The 16,054-nt window shown below is 61.2% G+C and carries 12 protein-coding genes; 5 read left to right on the top strand and 7 right to left on the bottom strand.

Annotated elements, in window-relative coordinates; translation table 11 throughout:
- Window position 1: 1 nt before the first annotated feature.
- The 3 genes from ACTJKS_RS06470 to fdnG are packed head-to-tail and all read right to left on the bottom strand — an operon-like array spanning window position 2 to window position 4,665.
- The gene (locus ACTJKS_RS06470) at window positions 2-667 is read right to left on the bottom strand and encodes a formate dehydrogenase subunit gamma (protein WP_041064117.1); all 666 of its coding nucleotides are present in this window, start codon (window positions 665-667) and stop codon (window positions 2-4) included.
- On the bottom strand, window positions 664-1,599 hold the full coding sequence (gene fdxH / locus ACTJKS_RS06465) for a formate dehydrogenase subunit beta (RefSeq protein WP_108182755.1): 936 nt from the start codon (window positions 1,597-1,599) through the stop codon (window positions 664-666). Before fdxH ends, ACTJKS_RS06470 begins: the two co-directional genes overlap by 4 nt.
- Window positions 1,600-4,665, bottom strand: coding sequence for a formate dehydrogenase-N subunit alpha (gene fdnG / locus ACTJKS_RS06460; protein ID WP_142579764.1), 3,066 nt, complete (start codon window positions 4,663-4,665; stop codon window positions 1,600-1,602). It abuts the gene before it with no gap.
- A 296-nt stretch (window positions 4,666-4,961) separates the two neighbouring features.
- On the opposite strand from fdnG, the gene ACTJKS_RS06455 reads away from it, so the two are divergent.
- From ACTJKS_RS06455 to ACTJKS_RS06440, 4 genes are all read left to right on the top strand, one after another.
- A complete protein-coding gene (locus ACTJKS_RS06455; protein WP_108182758.1) occupies window positions 4,962-6,116 on the top strand; it encodes a MalY/PatB family protein in 1,155 nt (384 codons plus the stop codon).
- A 192-nt stretch (window positions 6,117-6,308) separates the two neighbouring features.
- On the top strand, window positions 6,309-7,166 hold the full coding sequence (locus tag ACTJKS_RS06450; protein ID WP_041064133.1) for a glucose 1-dehydrogenase: 858 nt from the start codon (window positions 6,309-6,311) through the stop codon (window positions 7,164-7,166).
- Between the two features lie 6 nt (window positions 7,167-7,172).
- Window positions 7,173-8,516: a cation:proton antiporter gene (locus tag ACTJKS_RS06445; protein ID WP_108182759.1), complete on the top strand. Its 1,344-nt coding sequence runs from the start codon at window positions 7,173-7,175 to the stop codon at window positions 8,514-8,516.
- 187 nt (window positions 8,517-8,703) lie between these two features.
- Entirely contained in the window at window positions 8,704-9,000 is a 297-nt protein-coding gene (locus tag ACTJKS_RS06440; RefSeq protein WP_041064652.1) for a hypothetical protein, read from the top strand.
- Between the two features lie 54 nt (window positions 9,001-9,054).
- Here the strand turns inward: ACTJKS_RS06440 and ACTJKS_RS06435 are convergent, their stop codons facing one another.
- The 4 genes from ACTJKS_RS06435 to ACTJKS_RS06420 form a co-directional block, all read right to left on the bottom strand.
- The gene (locus ACTJKS_RS06435; RefSeq protein WP_041064140.1) at window positions 9,055-9,591 is read right to left on the bottom strand and encodes a hypothetical protein; all 537 of its coding nucleotides are present in this window, start codon (window positions 9,589-9,591) and stop codon (window positions 9,055-9,057) included.
- 66 nt (window positions 9,592-9,657) lie between these two features.
- Complete coding sequence (locus tag ACTJKS_RS06430; protein ID WP_108184396.1) at window positions 9,658-11,580, bottom strand: hybrid sensor histidine kinase/response regulator; 1,923 nt, start codon at window positions 11,578-11,580, stop codon at window positions 9,658-9,660.
- Between the two features lie 76 nt (window positions 11,581-11,656).
- Window positions 11,657-13,948, bottom strand: a complete 2,292-nt coding sequence (locus ACTJKS_RS06425; RefSeq protein ID WP_108182760.1) for an ATP-dependent DNA helicase — start codon at window positions 13,946-13,948, stop codon at window positions 11,657-11,659.
- Complete coding sequence (locus ACTJKS_RS06420; protein ID WP_262947814.1) at window positions 13,945-15,597, bottom strand: VRR-NUC domain-containing protein; 1,653 nt, start codon at window positions 15,595-15,597, stop codon at window positions 13,945-13,947. The genes ACTJKS_RS06425 and ACTJKS_RS06420 overlap by 4 nt, the downstream gene beginning before the upstream one ends.
- A gap of 205 nt (window positions 15,598-15,802) precedes the next feature.
- Here ACTJKS_RS06420 and ACTJKS_RS06415 point away from each other — a divergent pair, with 205 nt between their 5' ends.
- The gene (locus ACTJKS_RS06415) at window positions 15,803-16,027 is read left to right on the top strand and encodes a YgdI/YgdR family lipoprotein (RefSeq protein WP_262947815.1); all 225 of its coding nucleotides are present in this window, start codon (window positions 15,803-15,805) and stop codon (window positions 16,025-16,027) included.
- Window positions 16,028-16,054 lie beyond the last annotated feature (27 nt).

Below are 16,054 nucleotides of genomic sequence, written 5' to 3'. Positions count from 1 at the left end.
GTCAGCCCTTTTTGGTGATCGGTCGCTCCGGCACGTCCGGATTGCGTTCATTACGGGTGATGTCGCGATACCAGAGTTCGTGGTGTTTCCTCGCCCAGGCGCGGCTGACCCAGCCATGCAGCATCGCGTCCACCGAGCCCTTGATCCACAGCCCGGCGTAGATGTGAATGATGATGCTGAGGATCAGCACAAACCCCGCCAGCGCATGCAGGAGCATGGCCCAGCGAATCACGGTGATGCCGAAGTACGCGCTGAAATACGCGCGCCAGATCACCAGCCCGGTGAATAGCAAGCCGAGCATGCACAGCAGTAAAGTCCAGAACAGCAGCTTCTGCCCGGCGTTGTATTTGCCCACCGGCGGCACGCTTTCTTCATCGTTGACCAGCACCCGGTCGATGCGGCGCAGCCACTTCCCGTCATTGTCGATAAAGAAGTTCGCGCGCCAGAAACGGAACACCAGGCCGAGGAACAACACGAACATCAGCACGCCCATGAACGGGTGCAGAATCCGCGTCCACGGCCCGCCGCCGAACAGGTGGGTGAGCCAGAACATCGATGGATGAAACAACGCCAGCCCGGACAGCCCGGCCATGAAGAACAGAATCGCCACCAGCCAGTGATTGGTGCGCTGGTTGGCGGTGTAACGCAGGATCGTCTTGTTGCTCATGGCCGGTCCTCCCCGCGTGGATCGAAGGTGTGCACCGCCGGGTCGACAACGTGCACCGAGGTATCAGGTGGCGTCGGATGTTCATCCTCCTCGACGCGATTCGGCCCGATACGCACGTAGTGGAAGAACCCGGCCAGCACCGCCGCCCCCATTGCCAGCAAGCCCAGCGGTTTGCTGATGCCTTTCCACAAGCCCACCAGCGGACTGATGGCTGGCGTATCCGGCAACCCGGCGTAGATTTTCGGCGTGTCGGCGTGGTGCAGCACGTACATCACGTGAGTGCCACCGACGCCTTCCGGGTCGTACAGCCCGGCGTTGTCGAAGCCACGGCTTTTCAGGTCGACGATGCGTTCGGCGGCGTGCTCCTTCATGTCCTCCTTGGTGCCGAAGACAATGGCGCCGGTCGGGCAGGTTTTCACGCAGGCCGGCTCCAGCCCTACCGCGACGCGGTCGGAACACAAGGTGCATTTGTAGGCCTTGTGATCCTTCTGCGAGATGCGCGGAATGTTGAACGGGCAACCGGTGATGCAATAACCGCAACCGATGCAATGATCCTGATCGAAATCAACGATGCCGTTGGCGTGCTTGATGATCGCCCCGGGACTTGGGCAGGCCGCCAGGCAACCCGGCTCGGCGCAATGCATGCAGCCGTCCTTGCGGATCAGCCACTCCAGGTTACCGGCGTCGGTTTCGTGTTCGGTAAAACGCATCAGGGTCCAGGTTTCTGCGCTCAGGTCCTGCGGGTTGTCATAGGTCCCGTGGTTGTGGCCGACCTCGTCGCGCAGCTCGTTCCATTCCGAGCAGGCGACCTGGCAGGCCTTGCAACCGATGCATTTGGTGGTGTCGATCAGCTTGGCGACTTCCTGCTGGTTCCTCACCGAGGGCGGCACCGTGGTGGTGGCCGAGCGGGCAATGATGTCTTGGCTGGCCATTTACAGTTTCTCCACGTTGACCAGGAATGACTTGGATTCCGGGGTCTGTGTGTTGCCATCGCCGAGGAACGGCACCAGGGTGTTGGTCAGGTAACCATGGCGCGTTTGACCGGTGAATCCCCAGTGCAGCGGGATGCCGATCTGATGCACCACCTGGCCGTTGACCTGCAGCGGCCGGATGCGTTTGGTCACCACCGCCACCGCCTCGATGAACCCGCGCTTGCAGCTGACCCGCACTCGATCTCCGGCGGCGATGCCCTTCTCCTTCGCCAGCACTTCGCCAATTTCGACGAACTGCTCGGGCTGGGCAATCGCATTCAACTTGCAATGCTTGCTCCAGAAGTGGAAGTGCTCGGTCAGCCGGTAACTGGTGCCGGCGTACGGGAAGTCCTTGGCTTCGCCGAGGCTTTCCCAGACCGAATCGAAGATCCGCGCCGCCGGGTTGCTGGTGGCTTTCTTGTTCTGCGGGTGCAGCGGGTTGATGCCGATGGGCGTTTCGAACGGCTCGTAGTGCTCGGGGAATGGCCCCTCGTTCATCTTGTCGACGGCGAAGAACCGCGCCACGCCTTCGGGGTTCATGATGAACGGGTTCATCCCGGCTTCCGGCGGCACATCGGCCTTGTAGTCCGGCACATCGGTGCCGCCCCAGGCCTTGCCGTTCCACCACACCAGACGTTTTTTCGGATCCCACGGTTTGCCCGCGACGTCTGCCGAAGCGCGGTTGTAGAGAATCCGCCGGTTGGCCGGCCACGCCCAGGCCCAGCCCAGATGCTGGTGCATGCCATACGGGTCGGCGTTGTCACGCCGGGCCATCTGGTTGCCGGCCTCGGTCCAGCTGCCGGCGAAGATCCAGCAACCGGACGCGGTGCTGCCGTCGTCCTTGAGCTGAGCGAATGCCGCCAGTTGCGAACCGGCCTTGACCGTCGCGCCACTGGCATCAGTGAAGTCGGCCGTGGCGCTGCCGTTGATTTCCTTCGCCAGTTCTTCCGGCGAAGGTTCGTCGGGGATCTTGTACGGCCACGACAGTTTCAGCAGCGGGTCGGGGAATTTGCCGCCCTCGGCCTGATAACGCTTGCGCAGGCGCAAGAACAGTTCGCTCATGATGCGGATATCGGTTTGCGCTTCGCCCGGGCCATCAGCGCCCTTCCAGTGCCATTGCAGCCAGCGGCTGCTGTTGACCAGCGAGCCGTCCTCCTCGGCGAAGCAGGTGGTGGGCAGGCGAATCACTTCGGTCTGGATCTCCGCGCTTTTCACGTCGTTGTACGGCCCGACGTTGTGCCAGAACTCCGAGGTCTCAGTGGCCAGCGGGTCCATCACCACCAGCCACTTGAGTTTGGCCAGTGCACCCATGACCCGGTTCTTGTCCGGCAGCGCGGCGATCGGGTTGAAGCCCTGACACATGTAGCCGTTGACCTTGCCCTGGCTCATCAGGTCGAACATTTTCAGCACGTCGTAGTTGGGAATGTCGAGTTTCGGCAAATGGTCATAGAGCCAATTGTTCTCGACGGTGGCGTTGGCGCCGTACCACGACTTCATCAGGCTGACGTGGAACTTGCTGTAGTTCTGCCAGTAGGACAGCTGCCCCGGACGCAGCGGCATTTGCGTGCGCTTTTTGATGAAGGCGTTGTAGTCCTGCTCGGCATCGCCCCCCAGGGTCAGATAGCCCGGCAGCGAGTTGGACAGCAGCCCAAGGTCGGTCAGGCCTTGAATGTTCGAGTGGCCGCGCAAGGCATTCACTCCGCCGCCGGGCATGCCGACGTTGCCCAGCAGCAATTGCACCATCGCCGCGCTGCGGATGATCTGCGCGCCAATCGAGTGCTGCGTCCAGCCGAGGGCGTAGAGAATGGTCATGGTCTTGCCCGGGATCGAGCAAGTGGCGATTTCTTCCCAGATCTTTTTCATCGCCTCGACCGGCATCCCACAGATCTGGCTCGCCAGATCAATGTTGTAGCGGCTGTAATGCTGCTTCATCAATTGATAGACGCAGCGCGGGTCCTGCAGGGTCGGGTCGACTTTGACGAAGCCGTCCTCGCCCAGCTCGTAGCCCCAGCCGGATTTATCGGTGTAGCTGCGCTTGGCCGCGTCATAGCCGCTGAAGAGACCGTCTTCGAAGCTGAACCCGGCTTTGACGATGAACGAAACGTCGGTGTAGTTGCGCACGTACTCGTGCTGGATCTTGTCCTCGGTCAGCAAGTAATTGATCAGCCCACCCATGAAGGCGATGTCGGTGCCGGTGCGAATCGGCGCGTAATAGTCGGCCACCGAAGCAGTCCGGGTAAAACGCGGGTCGACCACAATCAGCCGGGCAGCGTTGTGCGCCTTGGCCTCGGTCACCCATTTGAAGCCGCAGGGATGCGCTTCTGCTGCGTTGCCACCCATCACCAGGATCAGATTCGCGTTGGCGATATCGGTCCAGGTATTGGTCATGGCACCACGGCCGTACGTCGGGGCAAGACTTGCCACCGTCGGGCCGTGTCAGACACGCGCCTGGTTATCGAACCCCAGCATACCGAGACTGCGAATCACCTTCTGGGTGATGTAGCCCGCTTCGTTGGACGCTGCCGACGCGGCAAGAAACCCGGTGGTGAGCCAGCGGTTCACCGTTTGCCCGGTGGCATTTTTCTCGATGAAGTTGGCGTCGCGGTCGGCCTTCATCAGATCGGCGATACGATCCAGCGCTTCATCCCAACTGATCCGGGTCCATTCGCTGCTGCCGGGCTTGCGCACCTGCGGGTATTGCAAGCGGCCCGGGCTGTGAATGAAGTCCAGCAGGCCAGCGCCTTTCGGGCACAGCGTGCCGCGGTTGACCGGGTGGTCGGCGTCGCCCTCGATATGGATGATATTTTGCGCGACGTTCTTCGCGGCATCGCCCTGGCTGTACATGATCAACCCGCAACCGACCGAGCAATACGGGCAGGTGTTGCGGGTTTCATGAGTGTGGGCAAGCTTGAAGTGACGCACCTGCTCGGCGAAGGCCTGCGTCGGGGACATGCCCAACGCGCCCAGGCTAGAGCCTGCAAGGCCGATACCGGCGACCTTGAAGAATTGACGACGGCTGAGATCCATCGTGCACTCCTGATCAGGTGGAACCCGGTACTTGAGCCGGGCTTTTTCTGGACAAACACGGTTACGGCAGAATGGCTGCCGGCTTTTTCACTGTAGACAATGACCACACGTTCTGTGTGAAAACCGACCGTCGGCCGTTTGTCGGGTAAACCCATTCCCCTGTAGGAGCTGCCGAAGGCTGCGNTTGATTTTGGTTTTTTAAAACAAGATCAAAAGATCGCAGCCTTCGGCAGCTCCTACAGGGGTTCCGGGTTTATCATGGCGCCCATGAACAACCCGCCTTCACGAGACCGCGCATGACTTTCGATTTTGATCAGGTATTCGACCGCCACCACACCGGCAGCACCAAGTGGAGCCGCTACCCGGCCGATGTCTTGCCGATGTGGGTCGCGGATATGGATTTCGCCGCGCCGCCGGTGATCATCGAGGCATTGCAACAACGCCTGTTGCACCCGCTGGTGGGCTACAGCGTGGCGCAGGACAATCTGCGTGAAGCCATCGTCGCCGACCTGTGGAACAAGTTCGCCTGGCAGGTCAAACCGCAGGAGCTGATCTTCCTGCCGGGCGTTGAATCCGGTTTCAACATGGCTTTGAAAGCGCTCGTGCAGCCGCAGCAGAACGTCGTGGTGCAGGTGCCAAACTACCCGCCGCTGCGGCATGCGCCGGGGCATTGGGGGCTGAACAAGGTCGAGCTGGAATTCGTCGCCCAGGCCGATGGCACTTACGCCACCCCGCTGGAGGCGTTGAGTCAGTCCCTGGCCAATGGCGGTGCGCTGCTCCTGAGCAACCCGCACAACCCGCTTGGCAAGGTGTTCAGCGCCCAAGAGCTGACGGATATCGCCGACATCTGCCTGGCCCATGACGCCTGGATCATCTCCGACGAGATCCACGCCGAGCTGTGCTTCGACGGCCGCGTGCACGTTCCGACCGCCTCCCTGAGCCCGGAAATCGCCAAACGCACCATCACCCTGATGTCGGCGAGCAAGGCCTACAACATTGCCGGCCTCAAGACCTCGTTCATGATCATCCAGGACGCCGCCCTGCGCGAGCGCGTCAACCACGCCCGTTGCGGCATGGTCGACAGCGTCAACCCGCTGGGCATGGAAGCCACCCGCGTCGCCTACAGCGAAGGTGCGCCGTGGCTGGCCGAACTGAAAACCTACCTGCAGGCCAATCGTGACTGGCTGGTGGCTGCGGTGCGCAGCCGCTTGTCGGGCGTGACCCTCAATGTGCCGCAAGGCACCTATCTGGCGTGGCTCGATTGCTCGGCGCTGGACCTGGACAATCCGCAGCAGTTCTTCCTCGAACAGGCCAAAGTCGGCCTCAGCGCCGGACTGGATTTCGGGGATCAGCACCAACAGTTCGTGCGCCTGAACTTCGGCTGCCCGCGGTCGCTTCTCGAAGAAGGCATCCGCCGCATGGAGCAAGCCCTGATCCAGCGCAATACCTGAAAACACCACCTCCCCTGTAGGAGCTGNTTTTGATCTTGTTTTAAAAAACCAAAGTCAAAAGATCGCAGCCTGCGGCAGCTCCTACAGGGGGTTTGTGTTTGCTGTTGGTGTGCAGCGCAAATCCGATCGAACTCACGGCAAACCGTCCGGGTCAACCGCCCATACCCGCCCTGAGAACCTCGGAGATTTGTGATGACCGATTACCCGAAACCACCCTTCCCCAAACAAGCTCAAGCCGTGCCGGGCTCGCAAAGCAACATGCAGCCCTACCCCGATTGTGGCGAGCAGACCTACGTCGGTTCCGGACGGCTCGCCGGCAAGATTGCGCTGATCACCGGCGCCGACAGCGGCATCGGCCGTGCGGTGGCGATTGCCTTTGCCCGTGAAGGCGCCGATGTCGTCGTGGCCTATCTGAATGAACATGACGACGCCAAAGAGACCGCGCGCTGGGTCGAGCAGGCGGGCCGTCAGTGCCTGCTGCTGTCCGGCGACCTCGCGCACAAGGCCCATTGCCAGGCACTGGTGGACAAGACCGTTGAGCGCTTCGGGCGCATCGACATTCTGGTCAACAACGCGGCGTTCCAGATGACCCACGAAACCTTCGAAGAAATCCCCGATGACGAATGGGTGATGACCTTCGACGTCAACATCACCGCGATTTTCCGCCTGTGCCAGGCGGCGATCAAACACATGCGCCCCGGTGCCTCGATCATCAACACCAGCTCGATCAACTCGGACATGCCCAAACCCACCCTGCTCGCCTACGCCACCACCAAAGGCGCGATTGCCAACTTCACCGGCGGTCTGGCGCAGATACTCGGGCCGAAAGAAATCCGCGTGAACTGCGTGGCCCCGGGGCCGATCTGGACGCCGTTGATTGTCTCGACCATGCCCGATGAGGAAGTGCAGAACTTCGGCAGCGAAACCCCGCTCGGTCGCCCCGGACAACCGGTGGAAGTGGCGCCGATCTATGTGCTGCTAGCCTCGGATGAGGCCAGTTACATCACCGGGCAGCGATACGGCGTCACCGGCGGCAAGCCGATGTTGTAAGCCTCCATGAGCTTTGTCATCTGGGTCGCGGTGCTGGGCGCCGTGTTGTTGACCCTCGCGCTGACCTCGTCGTACCTGCGCTGGATGCCGGTCACCACCTCGGCCGTGTGCCTGTTGCTGGGGATCGGCATCGGCCCCAGCGGTCTGGACCTGCTGAAGCTGTCACTGGAAAACGCTTCCGTATGGATGGAGCACCTCACGGAAGTGGCGGTGCTGTTTTCGCTGTTTGTCTGCGGCCTCAAGCTGCGCCTGCCACTGCGCGATAAGCGTTGGCGGATTGCGTTTGGGTTGGCCGGCCCGGTGATGGTGCTGACCATCGCCGGGGTCAGTGTATTGCTGCATTGGGGTCTGCAACTGTCGTGGGGCCCGTCGCTGCTGATCGGGGCGATGCTGGCGCCGACCGATCCGGTGCTGGCAGCGTTGGTGCAGGTCAACGATGCGCGGGATGTCGACAGTGTGCGCTTTGGCCTGTCCGGTGAGGCCGGGCTCAATGACGGCATCGCGTTTCCGTTCGTGATGCTCGGTTTGCTGCTGTTGAAGGCCGACGCGCAACCCGGCGCACTGACCGATTGGCTGCTGCATGATTTGTTTTGGGCGGTGCCGGTCGGACTGCTGAGCGGTTACTGGATGGGTCGCGGTATCGGTCGGTTGACCCTGTCCCTGCGCATTCGTAACGACGACAGCACCCTGAGCCCGAATGATTATCTGGCGCTGTCGCTGATTGCCCTGGCTTACGTCGGCGCAGAGGCGATTGGCGGTTATGGTTTTCTGTCGGTATTCGCCGCCGGCCTCGGCTTGCGTCAGGAAGAAGTCAAATCCACCGGCGCCAGCCAGCCGCCCGCCGAGCATCTGGTGCAACCGGTGGTGGGCCATCAGAACATCGAACCGCAGAACGCAGTGCACGGCGATACCGAACGACTGGAAAGCAGTCAGGTCGCTGCCGGCATCATGATGGGCGACATGCTCTCGTTCGGCAGCCTGGTGGAACGGGCCATGGAAGTGTTTCTGGTAACGCTGCTCGGCGTGGTACTGGTGCCGCATTGGGACTGGCGGGCGTTAATCATTGGCGCGGTGCTGTTTTTCGTGGTGCGTCCGCTCTGCGTCGCGCTGATGCCATGGGGTAACTTGCTCGATGGTGGTCAGCGCCTGTTGATCGGCTGGTTCGGCATTCGCGGAATCGGCAGTCTGTTTTATCTGTTTTATGCCTTGAACCATGGTCTGAGTCCTTCAGTCGCGACGTTGTGCACCCACATCACCTTGTCGGTGGTGGCACTGAGCATTTTGCTGCATGGCATCAGCACTCAGCCGTTGCTGGCGCGCTATGAGCAACGGCAAAAACGAAAAAGCTGATTTTTCCGGTGGGATTATCTTGGGAAATCCATCGAAGTTTTTTCTGAAAATAAATGGATCCCTCTCCAGATTCCGACAGTCACAACCATAACCCCTCGCTGGATGCACTCGGCGGGGTCCGGCAGGTTCGGTTCCCCTGCGGCTTGCAGCCCATGAAGAGGAATCTTTGGATAACAAGGTCACGGTCATGAAAGAATGCTCGAATCCGGCACAAATCAAGGCTTGCAGGGCTTTGGCCCTGGAACGCAATCGTCAACTGTTCGAAGATGCCCACGCCCTCAACCGCGCCGCTTACGAGCTGCTGGAAGCGGACAATCTGGACCTTGAGCAGTTTGAGCACTATCGAGCACTGCGCCGCAAAGCCGATATGAAGTTCGAAGAAGCCATCGATCACTTGTGCGTGCTCAACGAGGACTTTCCGCCAATTCCGATGTCCCCGCATCACTCGCAGGCATTGCGTCGGCAGCTTGAAACCGTCGAATAAAGCGCACAAGAAAAAGCCCGGCTGCGAAGTCCGGGCTTTTTCTTTGGGCGGCGTTCAGCCCCCGGGGTTGGTCACCTGAATGAACACTGCATAGGCCCCGAGCAGGATCCAGAACGTGGCGAATATCCACGGCGTGCGCACCGAAAACAACAGCGATTTGCGATAGCCCTTATGGCTGGACTCCATCTCGCTGAACAGTGGCGACTCGTCGTAAGCCATGCCCATGATCGGTTCGCTGCGCAACAACTCGCTCTGTTTGTAATGCCAGTGGTCAATGATGTCGTACGCGGCTCGAATCCCCGGCCACGCATTGAGCGAGCTGAGCAGCCCGAGCAACGCCAGAAACGGCGGCACCACCAGCGTGAACAGTTTGCCCCACTCGGGGTTGAGGTTGGACATGCACGAAGCAAACGCAATCACCAGAAACGACTGCGCGGCCAGATAGGCATCGGTGCGGTTGGCCAGAATGCTGGTTTCGTACTGAATTTCCTTGCGATAGAAATCCAGCCGTTCCTTGGGTGAGCCGAACATCTTGGCATCGTGTTCGGTCAGGTGTTCTTCAGCGCTGGGCTGAGTCAGTATGCGAGGCAAGGGACGCACGCTCCGGGGCGGGGAAACCTGTTAGAAGGCCCCTGCCCCGGACAAGTTCAGGCGGATTCACTTCATCGACCGGGCGATGATTTCCATCAGGTTCAACTGGGTGAACGGCTTGGGCAGACGCGGCAATTGCGCGGCAAAACCCTCCAGACGTTCGGCGTAACCGGTCGCGAGGACGATCGGCAGATCCGGTTTGAGCAGACGCACTGCGTGCGCCAATTGCGCGCCGCTCATCTGCGGCATGGCCATGTCGGTGATCATCAGATCGATGACTTCGCCCTGCTCGAACAACGCCAGCGCCCTGGCACCGGAGGTCGCGCTGACCACACGATGGCCAAGGTCTTCGAGCAACAACGTGGTGCTGGTCAACACCAGCGAATCGTCGTCGACGACCAGCACGCTGAGGCGTGGCACGGTGATGGGGGCGCTGCCGGGCTGCACCCGTGGAGCCAGTGCGCCATCCACCGCGACCGGTAACCAGAGTTCGGCTGCCGTGCCTCGTCCCTTCTCGCTCTTGAGGATGAAACGGCCACCGAGCTGCTCAATGAATCCATGCACCATCGACAGCCCCAGCCCGGTGCCTTTGCCCAGGCCTTTGGTGGTAAAAAACGGATCCCGGGCCGAGGCCAGCGTGTGCTCGTCCATGCCTTCGCCGGTGTCGCGCAGACTCAGGCACACATAACGTCCCGCCGCCAGGGTCGAATCGCTCGGTTCAAGGACGACTTCCGCCCGGGCGCTGATCACCACGCTGCCGCCATCGGGCATGGCGTCGCGGGCATTGGTTGCCAGATTGAGCACCGCCAGTTCCAGTTGATTGGTATCGGCCAGTACCGGTTCCAGTCCCGCGGGCAGCGAGGTTTCGATACTGATCCCCGGCCCCAGCGAACTGCGCAACAGCCCGGTAATGCCTTGCACCAGTTGCACGATGTCGACCGGTTCGGTCTTGAGCTCCTGACGCCGGGCAAAGGCCAGCATGCGTTGGGTCAGTGAGACGCCACGCAGCGCACCTTGTGTGGCATTTTCCAGCAGGCGATTGATTTTCGGGTCGTCACCCACACGCTTGCGCACAATTTCCAGGTTGCCGAGGATCACGGTCAGCAGGTTGTTGAAGTCGTGGGCAATGCCGCCGCTGAGCTGACCGATGGCCTGCATCTTCTGCGCCTGGAGCAATGCCTCGCGGGTTTTCTCCAGCGCCTGCTGCGACTCATGGACCTCGGTCACGTCACGGGTAATTTTCGCGAAGCCGAGCAATGTCCCGGTCTCGCCACGAATGGCATCCACCACCACATGGGCGAAGAATCGGCTGCCGTCCTTGCGCACTCGCCAGCTTTTGTTTTCGAAACGCCCTTCCCGCGCCGCGATTTCCAGCGCCCGTTGCGGCTCGCCGCGCTCGCGGTCCTCAGCGGTGTAGAAGACCGAGAAATGCTCGCCGATGATTTCTTCCGGCCGATACCCCTTGATTCGCTGGGCGCCCTGATTCCAGTTGGATACCCGACCGTCGGGGCTGAGCATGTAAAGCGCGTAGTCCGTGACGCCCTGCACCAGCAGACGGAACTGCTGCTCGCTTTGCTTGAGGGTTTCTTCGGCCATTTTGCGGTCGGTCAGGTCGCGGGTGATCTTGGCGAAGCCCAGCAGCGTGCCGTCCGGATCGATGATCGGGTCGATCACCACATGGCACCAGAAATGCGTACCGTCCTTGCGAACGCGCCAGCCTTCGCCTTCGAATCGGCCCTCGCGGATTGCGGTGTCCAGCGCCCGTTGCGGCAAGCCCGCCGCGCGGTCCTGCTCGGTGTAGAAACGCGAGAAATGCTCGCCGATGATCTCTTGCTTCTCGTAGCCCTTGAAGCGTTTGGCCCCCGTGTTCCAGCTGGTGATGATGCCGTCCGGATCGATCATGTAAATCGCATAATCGACCACCGCATCGATCAGCAGACGGAAACGCATCTCCTCGATCGCGGCAGTTTTGCTCGGGTTGTCACTCATCAGGTTCACCGCTGGTTTTCATTAGCGCAAGTATGCGGCAATCCGGCGCCATGGGAAGGTGTAAACGCGCTTCAATTCACGGCGTGATCAGCGGATTGATCGAGGGCGCGTCTGTGCCGAGCGACCACCAGCGTGGCAACAGTTGCTGGATCCTGGGTTCGGCGAAGCGGTCATCGATCAGCATCACCACGCCGCGATCCTCACGCGTGCGGATCACCCGCCCGGCAGCCTGCACCACTTTCTGCACGCCCGGATACAGATAGGTGTAGTCGTAACCGGCACCGAAAATCGCCGCCATGCGCCGTTTCAACTGTTCGTTGACCGGGTTGAGCTGCGCCAGCCCCAGAGTCGCAATGAACGCGCCGATCAGCCGTGCCCCGGGCAGGTCGATGCCCTCGCCGAACGCACCGCCCAACACGGCGAAGCCGATACCCTGGCTGTCGGCGGTGAACTGATCGAGAAAGGCCTGCCGCTGCCCTTCGGCCATGCCCCGGGACTGCTGCCACAGATTGATCTGCGGATGGCGTTCGGCGAGCAGCGTCAGTACCTGTTGCAGGTAATCGAAGCTGCTGAAGAACGCCAGGTAATTGCCCGGGCGCTCGCTGAACTGGCGGGCGATCAGCTCGACGATCGGTTCCAGCGACGCCTGCCGATGATTGAAGCGCGTGGAAATGCGGCTGACGATCTGCACCTGCAGCTGTTCGGCGCTGAACGGCGATTCGACATCGATCCAGACCGTGTCGGCGGGCGTGCCGAGCAGATCGGCGTAATAGCGCCGCGGGCTAAGTGTCGCCGAGAACAGCACGCTGCTGCGCGCCGCTTTCAGGCGCGGGCCGAGGAACGCCGCCGGCACCACGTTGCGCAGGCACAGTTGCGACAGCGGTCGTTTACGCTCGAGGTCGCGCTTGCTGATGTCGAACAGGTAATGCTCGTCGAACAGCTCCGCGACCCGGCCAAACTGCAGCATGTCGAAATAGAAGGTTTGCAGCGCGCTGTCGAGCCCCTGCGGATGATCATTGAGGTAATCGCCAATGGCCGCGCTGCACAGGGACACGGCTTGCAGCAGTTTCTCCGGGGCTTTGTCATAGGCTTGATACGGCGCCAGCTGCGGCTGATGCAGCGCGTTCCACTCGCGGTTGACCCGTTGCAGGGATTTCTTCAAGGCTTCGGGGGCGGACTTGCGTACGCTGGCCAGCGCGGCCTGATCGAGACTGGCGCTGTACATCGAGCGCCCGCGTTCGACCAGGTTGTGCGCTTCATCGGCCAGCACCGCGACTTTCCACTGGTTGAGCTGAGCCAGACCGAACAGCAGCGCACTGAAATCGAAGTAATAGTTGTAGTCCGCTACCACCACGTCGGCCCAGCGCGCCATCTCCTGGCTCAGGTAATACGGGCAAACCGTGTGCTGACGGGCCACTTCGCGCATCGCCGCCTGATCGAGCAGATTGATCCGGCTGGCCGCTTGCCGGGCGGCGGGCAGGCGATCATAGAAGCCCTGGGCCAACGGGCAGGATTCGCCGTGACAGGCTTTGTCCGGGTGTTCGCAAGCCTTGTCCCGGGCGACCATCTCCAGCACCCGCAGCGGCAAATGTTGCGCTTGATCGAATAACACCTGACTGGCATCCAGCGCCAGTTTGCGCCCCGGGGTCTTCGCGGTCAGAAAAAACACCTTGTCCAGTTGCTGCGGCGCCAGCGCCTTGAGCAGAGGGAACAACGTGCCGAGGGTTTTGCCGATCCCGGTGGGTGCCTGGGCCATCAGACAACGGCCGGTGCTGACCGCCTTGAACACCGATTCGGCCAGATGCCGTTGGCCGGGGCGAAAGTCGGCATGGGGAAAGGCCAATTGCTGTGCGGCCAGATTGCGCGCCTCGCGATGGGCCATTTCCTGCTCGGCCCAGTTCAGGAACAACCGGCATTGTTGTTCGAAAAACGCCTGCAAGACCGGCGCACTGAAGGCCTCGACCAGACAGGTTTCCTTTTCGCTGACGATGTCGAAATACACCAGCGCCAGATTGATCTGCGCAAGCTCCAGCTTGCGGCACATCAGCCAGCCGTAGATTTTCGCCTGCGCCCAATGCAACTGGCGATGGTTGGCCGGTTGCTTGCTGAGGTCGCCGCGATAGGTTTTGACTTCTTCCAGGCAGTTCTGCGCCGGGTCGTAGCCGTCCGCCCTGCCCCTGACTTTCAATTGCAGAAACTCGCCTTCCAGCGCCACCTCGCTTTGGTATTTATCGCTGCGCCGTGAAGCCACGGTACGGTGCCCGAGCATGCCTTCGAGCGCTGTCGGCGAAGGGGTAAAACGCAGGTCGAGGTCGCCGGTCTTGGCGGTGAACTCGCACAGGGCGCGGACGGCAATGCTGTAGCTCAAGCGCTCTGCTCCGCCCATTGCACGTAGCACACGGCGACCGGCATCTGGTGTTGGTGGCAGAATTCCAGCCAGCGCAGCTGGTTGTCCTGCAGGCGGTCACCCGGGCCTTTGACTTCGATCATCCGGTAGGTCTTGTGCTGCGGCCAGAACTGGATCAGGTCGGGCATACCGGCGCGGTTGGCCTTGATGTCGAGCAGCAGGCGATTGAACCAGTGCTTGAGGTGCTGGGCAGGCAAGCACGCCAGCGCCTGCTCCAGCAGTTGCTCATTCAACGCGCCCCAGAACACGAACGGCGACTGCACGCCCCATTTGGCGACGAAGCGCTCACGAATGGTTGCGGCGTAACGGCCGTCGTCGAGCTGGTCGAGGCAGGCCTGGAACAGTTCGGCACGGCGTTGCTGAAAATCTTCATTGAGCAGATCCACCGGCCCGCGCTGGAACGGATGAAAGAACGCCCCCGGCAACGGTGCGAAAATCGCCGGCCAGCACAGCAGGCCGAACAGCGAGTTGATCAGGCTGTTCTCGACGTAATGCACCGGGCCGCTGTCTTCGTGCAGATGCGCTTGCACATGGAACTCCACTGACAATCCCGGATCAGTGCGCGGCAGTTGCAGATCGAGGCGCTCGACCGGGCGTGGCGCTGCCCGCTTGAGCGGCGGCCCGCCGAGTTTGCGCCGCAGCCGTGGCAACATCCGTTGCAGGCTCTGTTGTTCGGCGGCGCTTTCCGGCGTCTGTTCGGCAAGCGTCGCGAGCTCCAGCGCCCGTGCGTATTCGCCGCAGCGCTCCAGCACGCGGATCATTCGCTGACGGGCGCCGGGGTAGGCACAATCGCGGTAAATGCTCAGCGCCAGGGCGAACTCAGTGATGCGTTCGCAATACTGGCCGATCTGGAACAACACCTTGCCGCGTCGCCGTTGCAGCCACGGGTTGTCGAATTGCAGTGCGCTGACCTGCTCGACAATGGCTTCCAACGGCTCACCCGCTTCAAAGCGTTGCTGGCACTGATGCAGGAACAGGCAGGCGTCCACGTCTTCGCGGCTGCGCAGGCCACGGGAGTCGGCGCAGAATTCGACTTTTTCGTAGGTAAAGATGCCGAGGTCGGCGAGGACGAATTCCGACCAGTCCTGGTACAGGTTGCCGAAGAACATCAGACGCAGACGGTCGCACAGGTCCATGATGGTCAGGCTGAGCAAGCGGTCGCCGAGCGTCGGCGCCCATTCGCAAAGGCTGCGCAATTCGCTGAATTGCCCGGCCAGCACCGGCAGCCAGTCGTCCTTGCGCCCCTTGGGCTGTTCGATGAGTTGGCCGAATGCCTGCAGCAGTTCAGCCTTGAGCAACACGTCGAACACCTCGGCCACGCTCAACAGAGCCTGATCGTCGAGCCAGCCGTGACTCAACAATGGCTGCGCAGCGTCGCTAATGTCGCCGATCTCCGGGTAATTGAGTTTGCCGAGGCGAAAATGCACGCCCTTGCGCATGACCATGCGCACCAGCAGCCCCTGCGAAGCGCGCGGCAAGATCTTGAAGTCGCGGATGAAGCCATGCTCGGATTCGCTCATCAGATCGGCATAGCGAAGCTCAAGCCAATCAAGTACTTGCCGGAAGTTGTTGAGGTAATAGAACGGATCGTCGAGTGGGTTGGCAGTCACGGGAATTCAGGGCCATGGCGAGCGAGTACTGGTTATGCGTACAGATACCAGCTCTTCCCGGTCGCGTGCAAACGGAAAAAGATCAATGGCAGCGGCAATCGGGATTTTTTCAGGGTGCCATCGAACTTTTCCCGGTTCGATGGCACCAACCGCGTTAGAGACCGGATACGGTCAATTCATATGGAATGAGGTATTTGAGGTGGGTATGAATATCAAGACTCTGGGTCTTCCTCTGGCGGTAGCAGCCTTACTGGCATTGGGCGGTTGCTCGACACCGACCGTGGTGACCTTGCAGAACGGCACCCAGTATTTGACCAAGGACATGCCGAAAACCAAGAACAAGGACGGATTCTATGAGTTCGAGGACATTTCCGGGACCAAGGTGAAGGTCCGCTCCGATGAGGTAGCGACCGTACGCAAAGAAGACTGACATCCCGCTTTACCTGTAGGAGCTGCC

Source organism: Pseudomonas sp. 22189, assembly GCF_052045635.1.
In the GTDB taxonomy this organism is placed as follows: Bacteria; Pseudomonadota; Gammaproteobacteria; order Pseudomonadales; family Pseudomonadaceae; genus Aquipseudomonas; species Aquipseudomonas parakoreensis.
The sequence above is the reverse complement of the archived record's forward strand: the minus strand, read 5'-3'. Positions and strand labels throughout refer to the sequence as shown.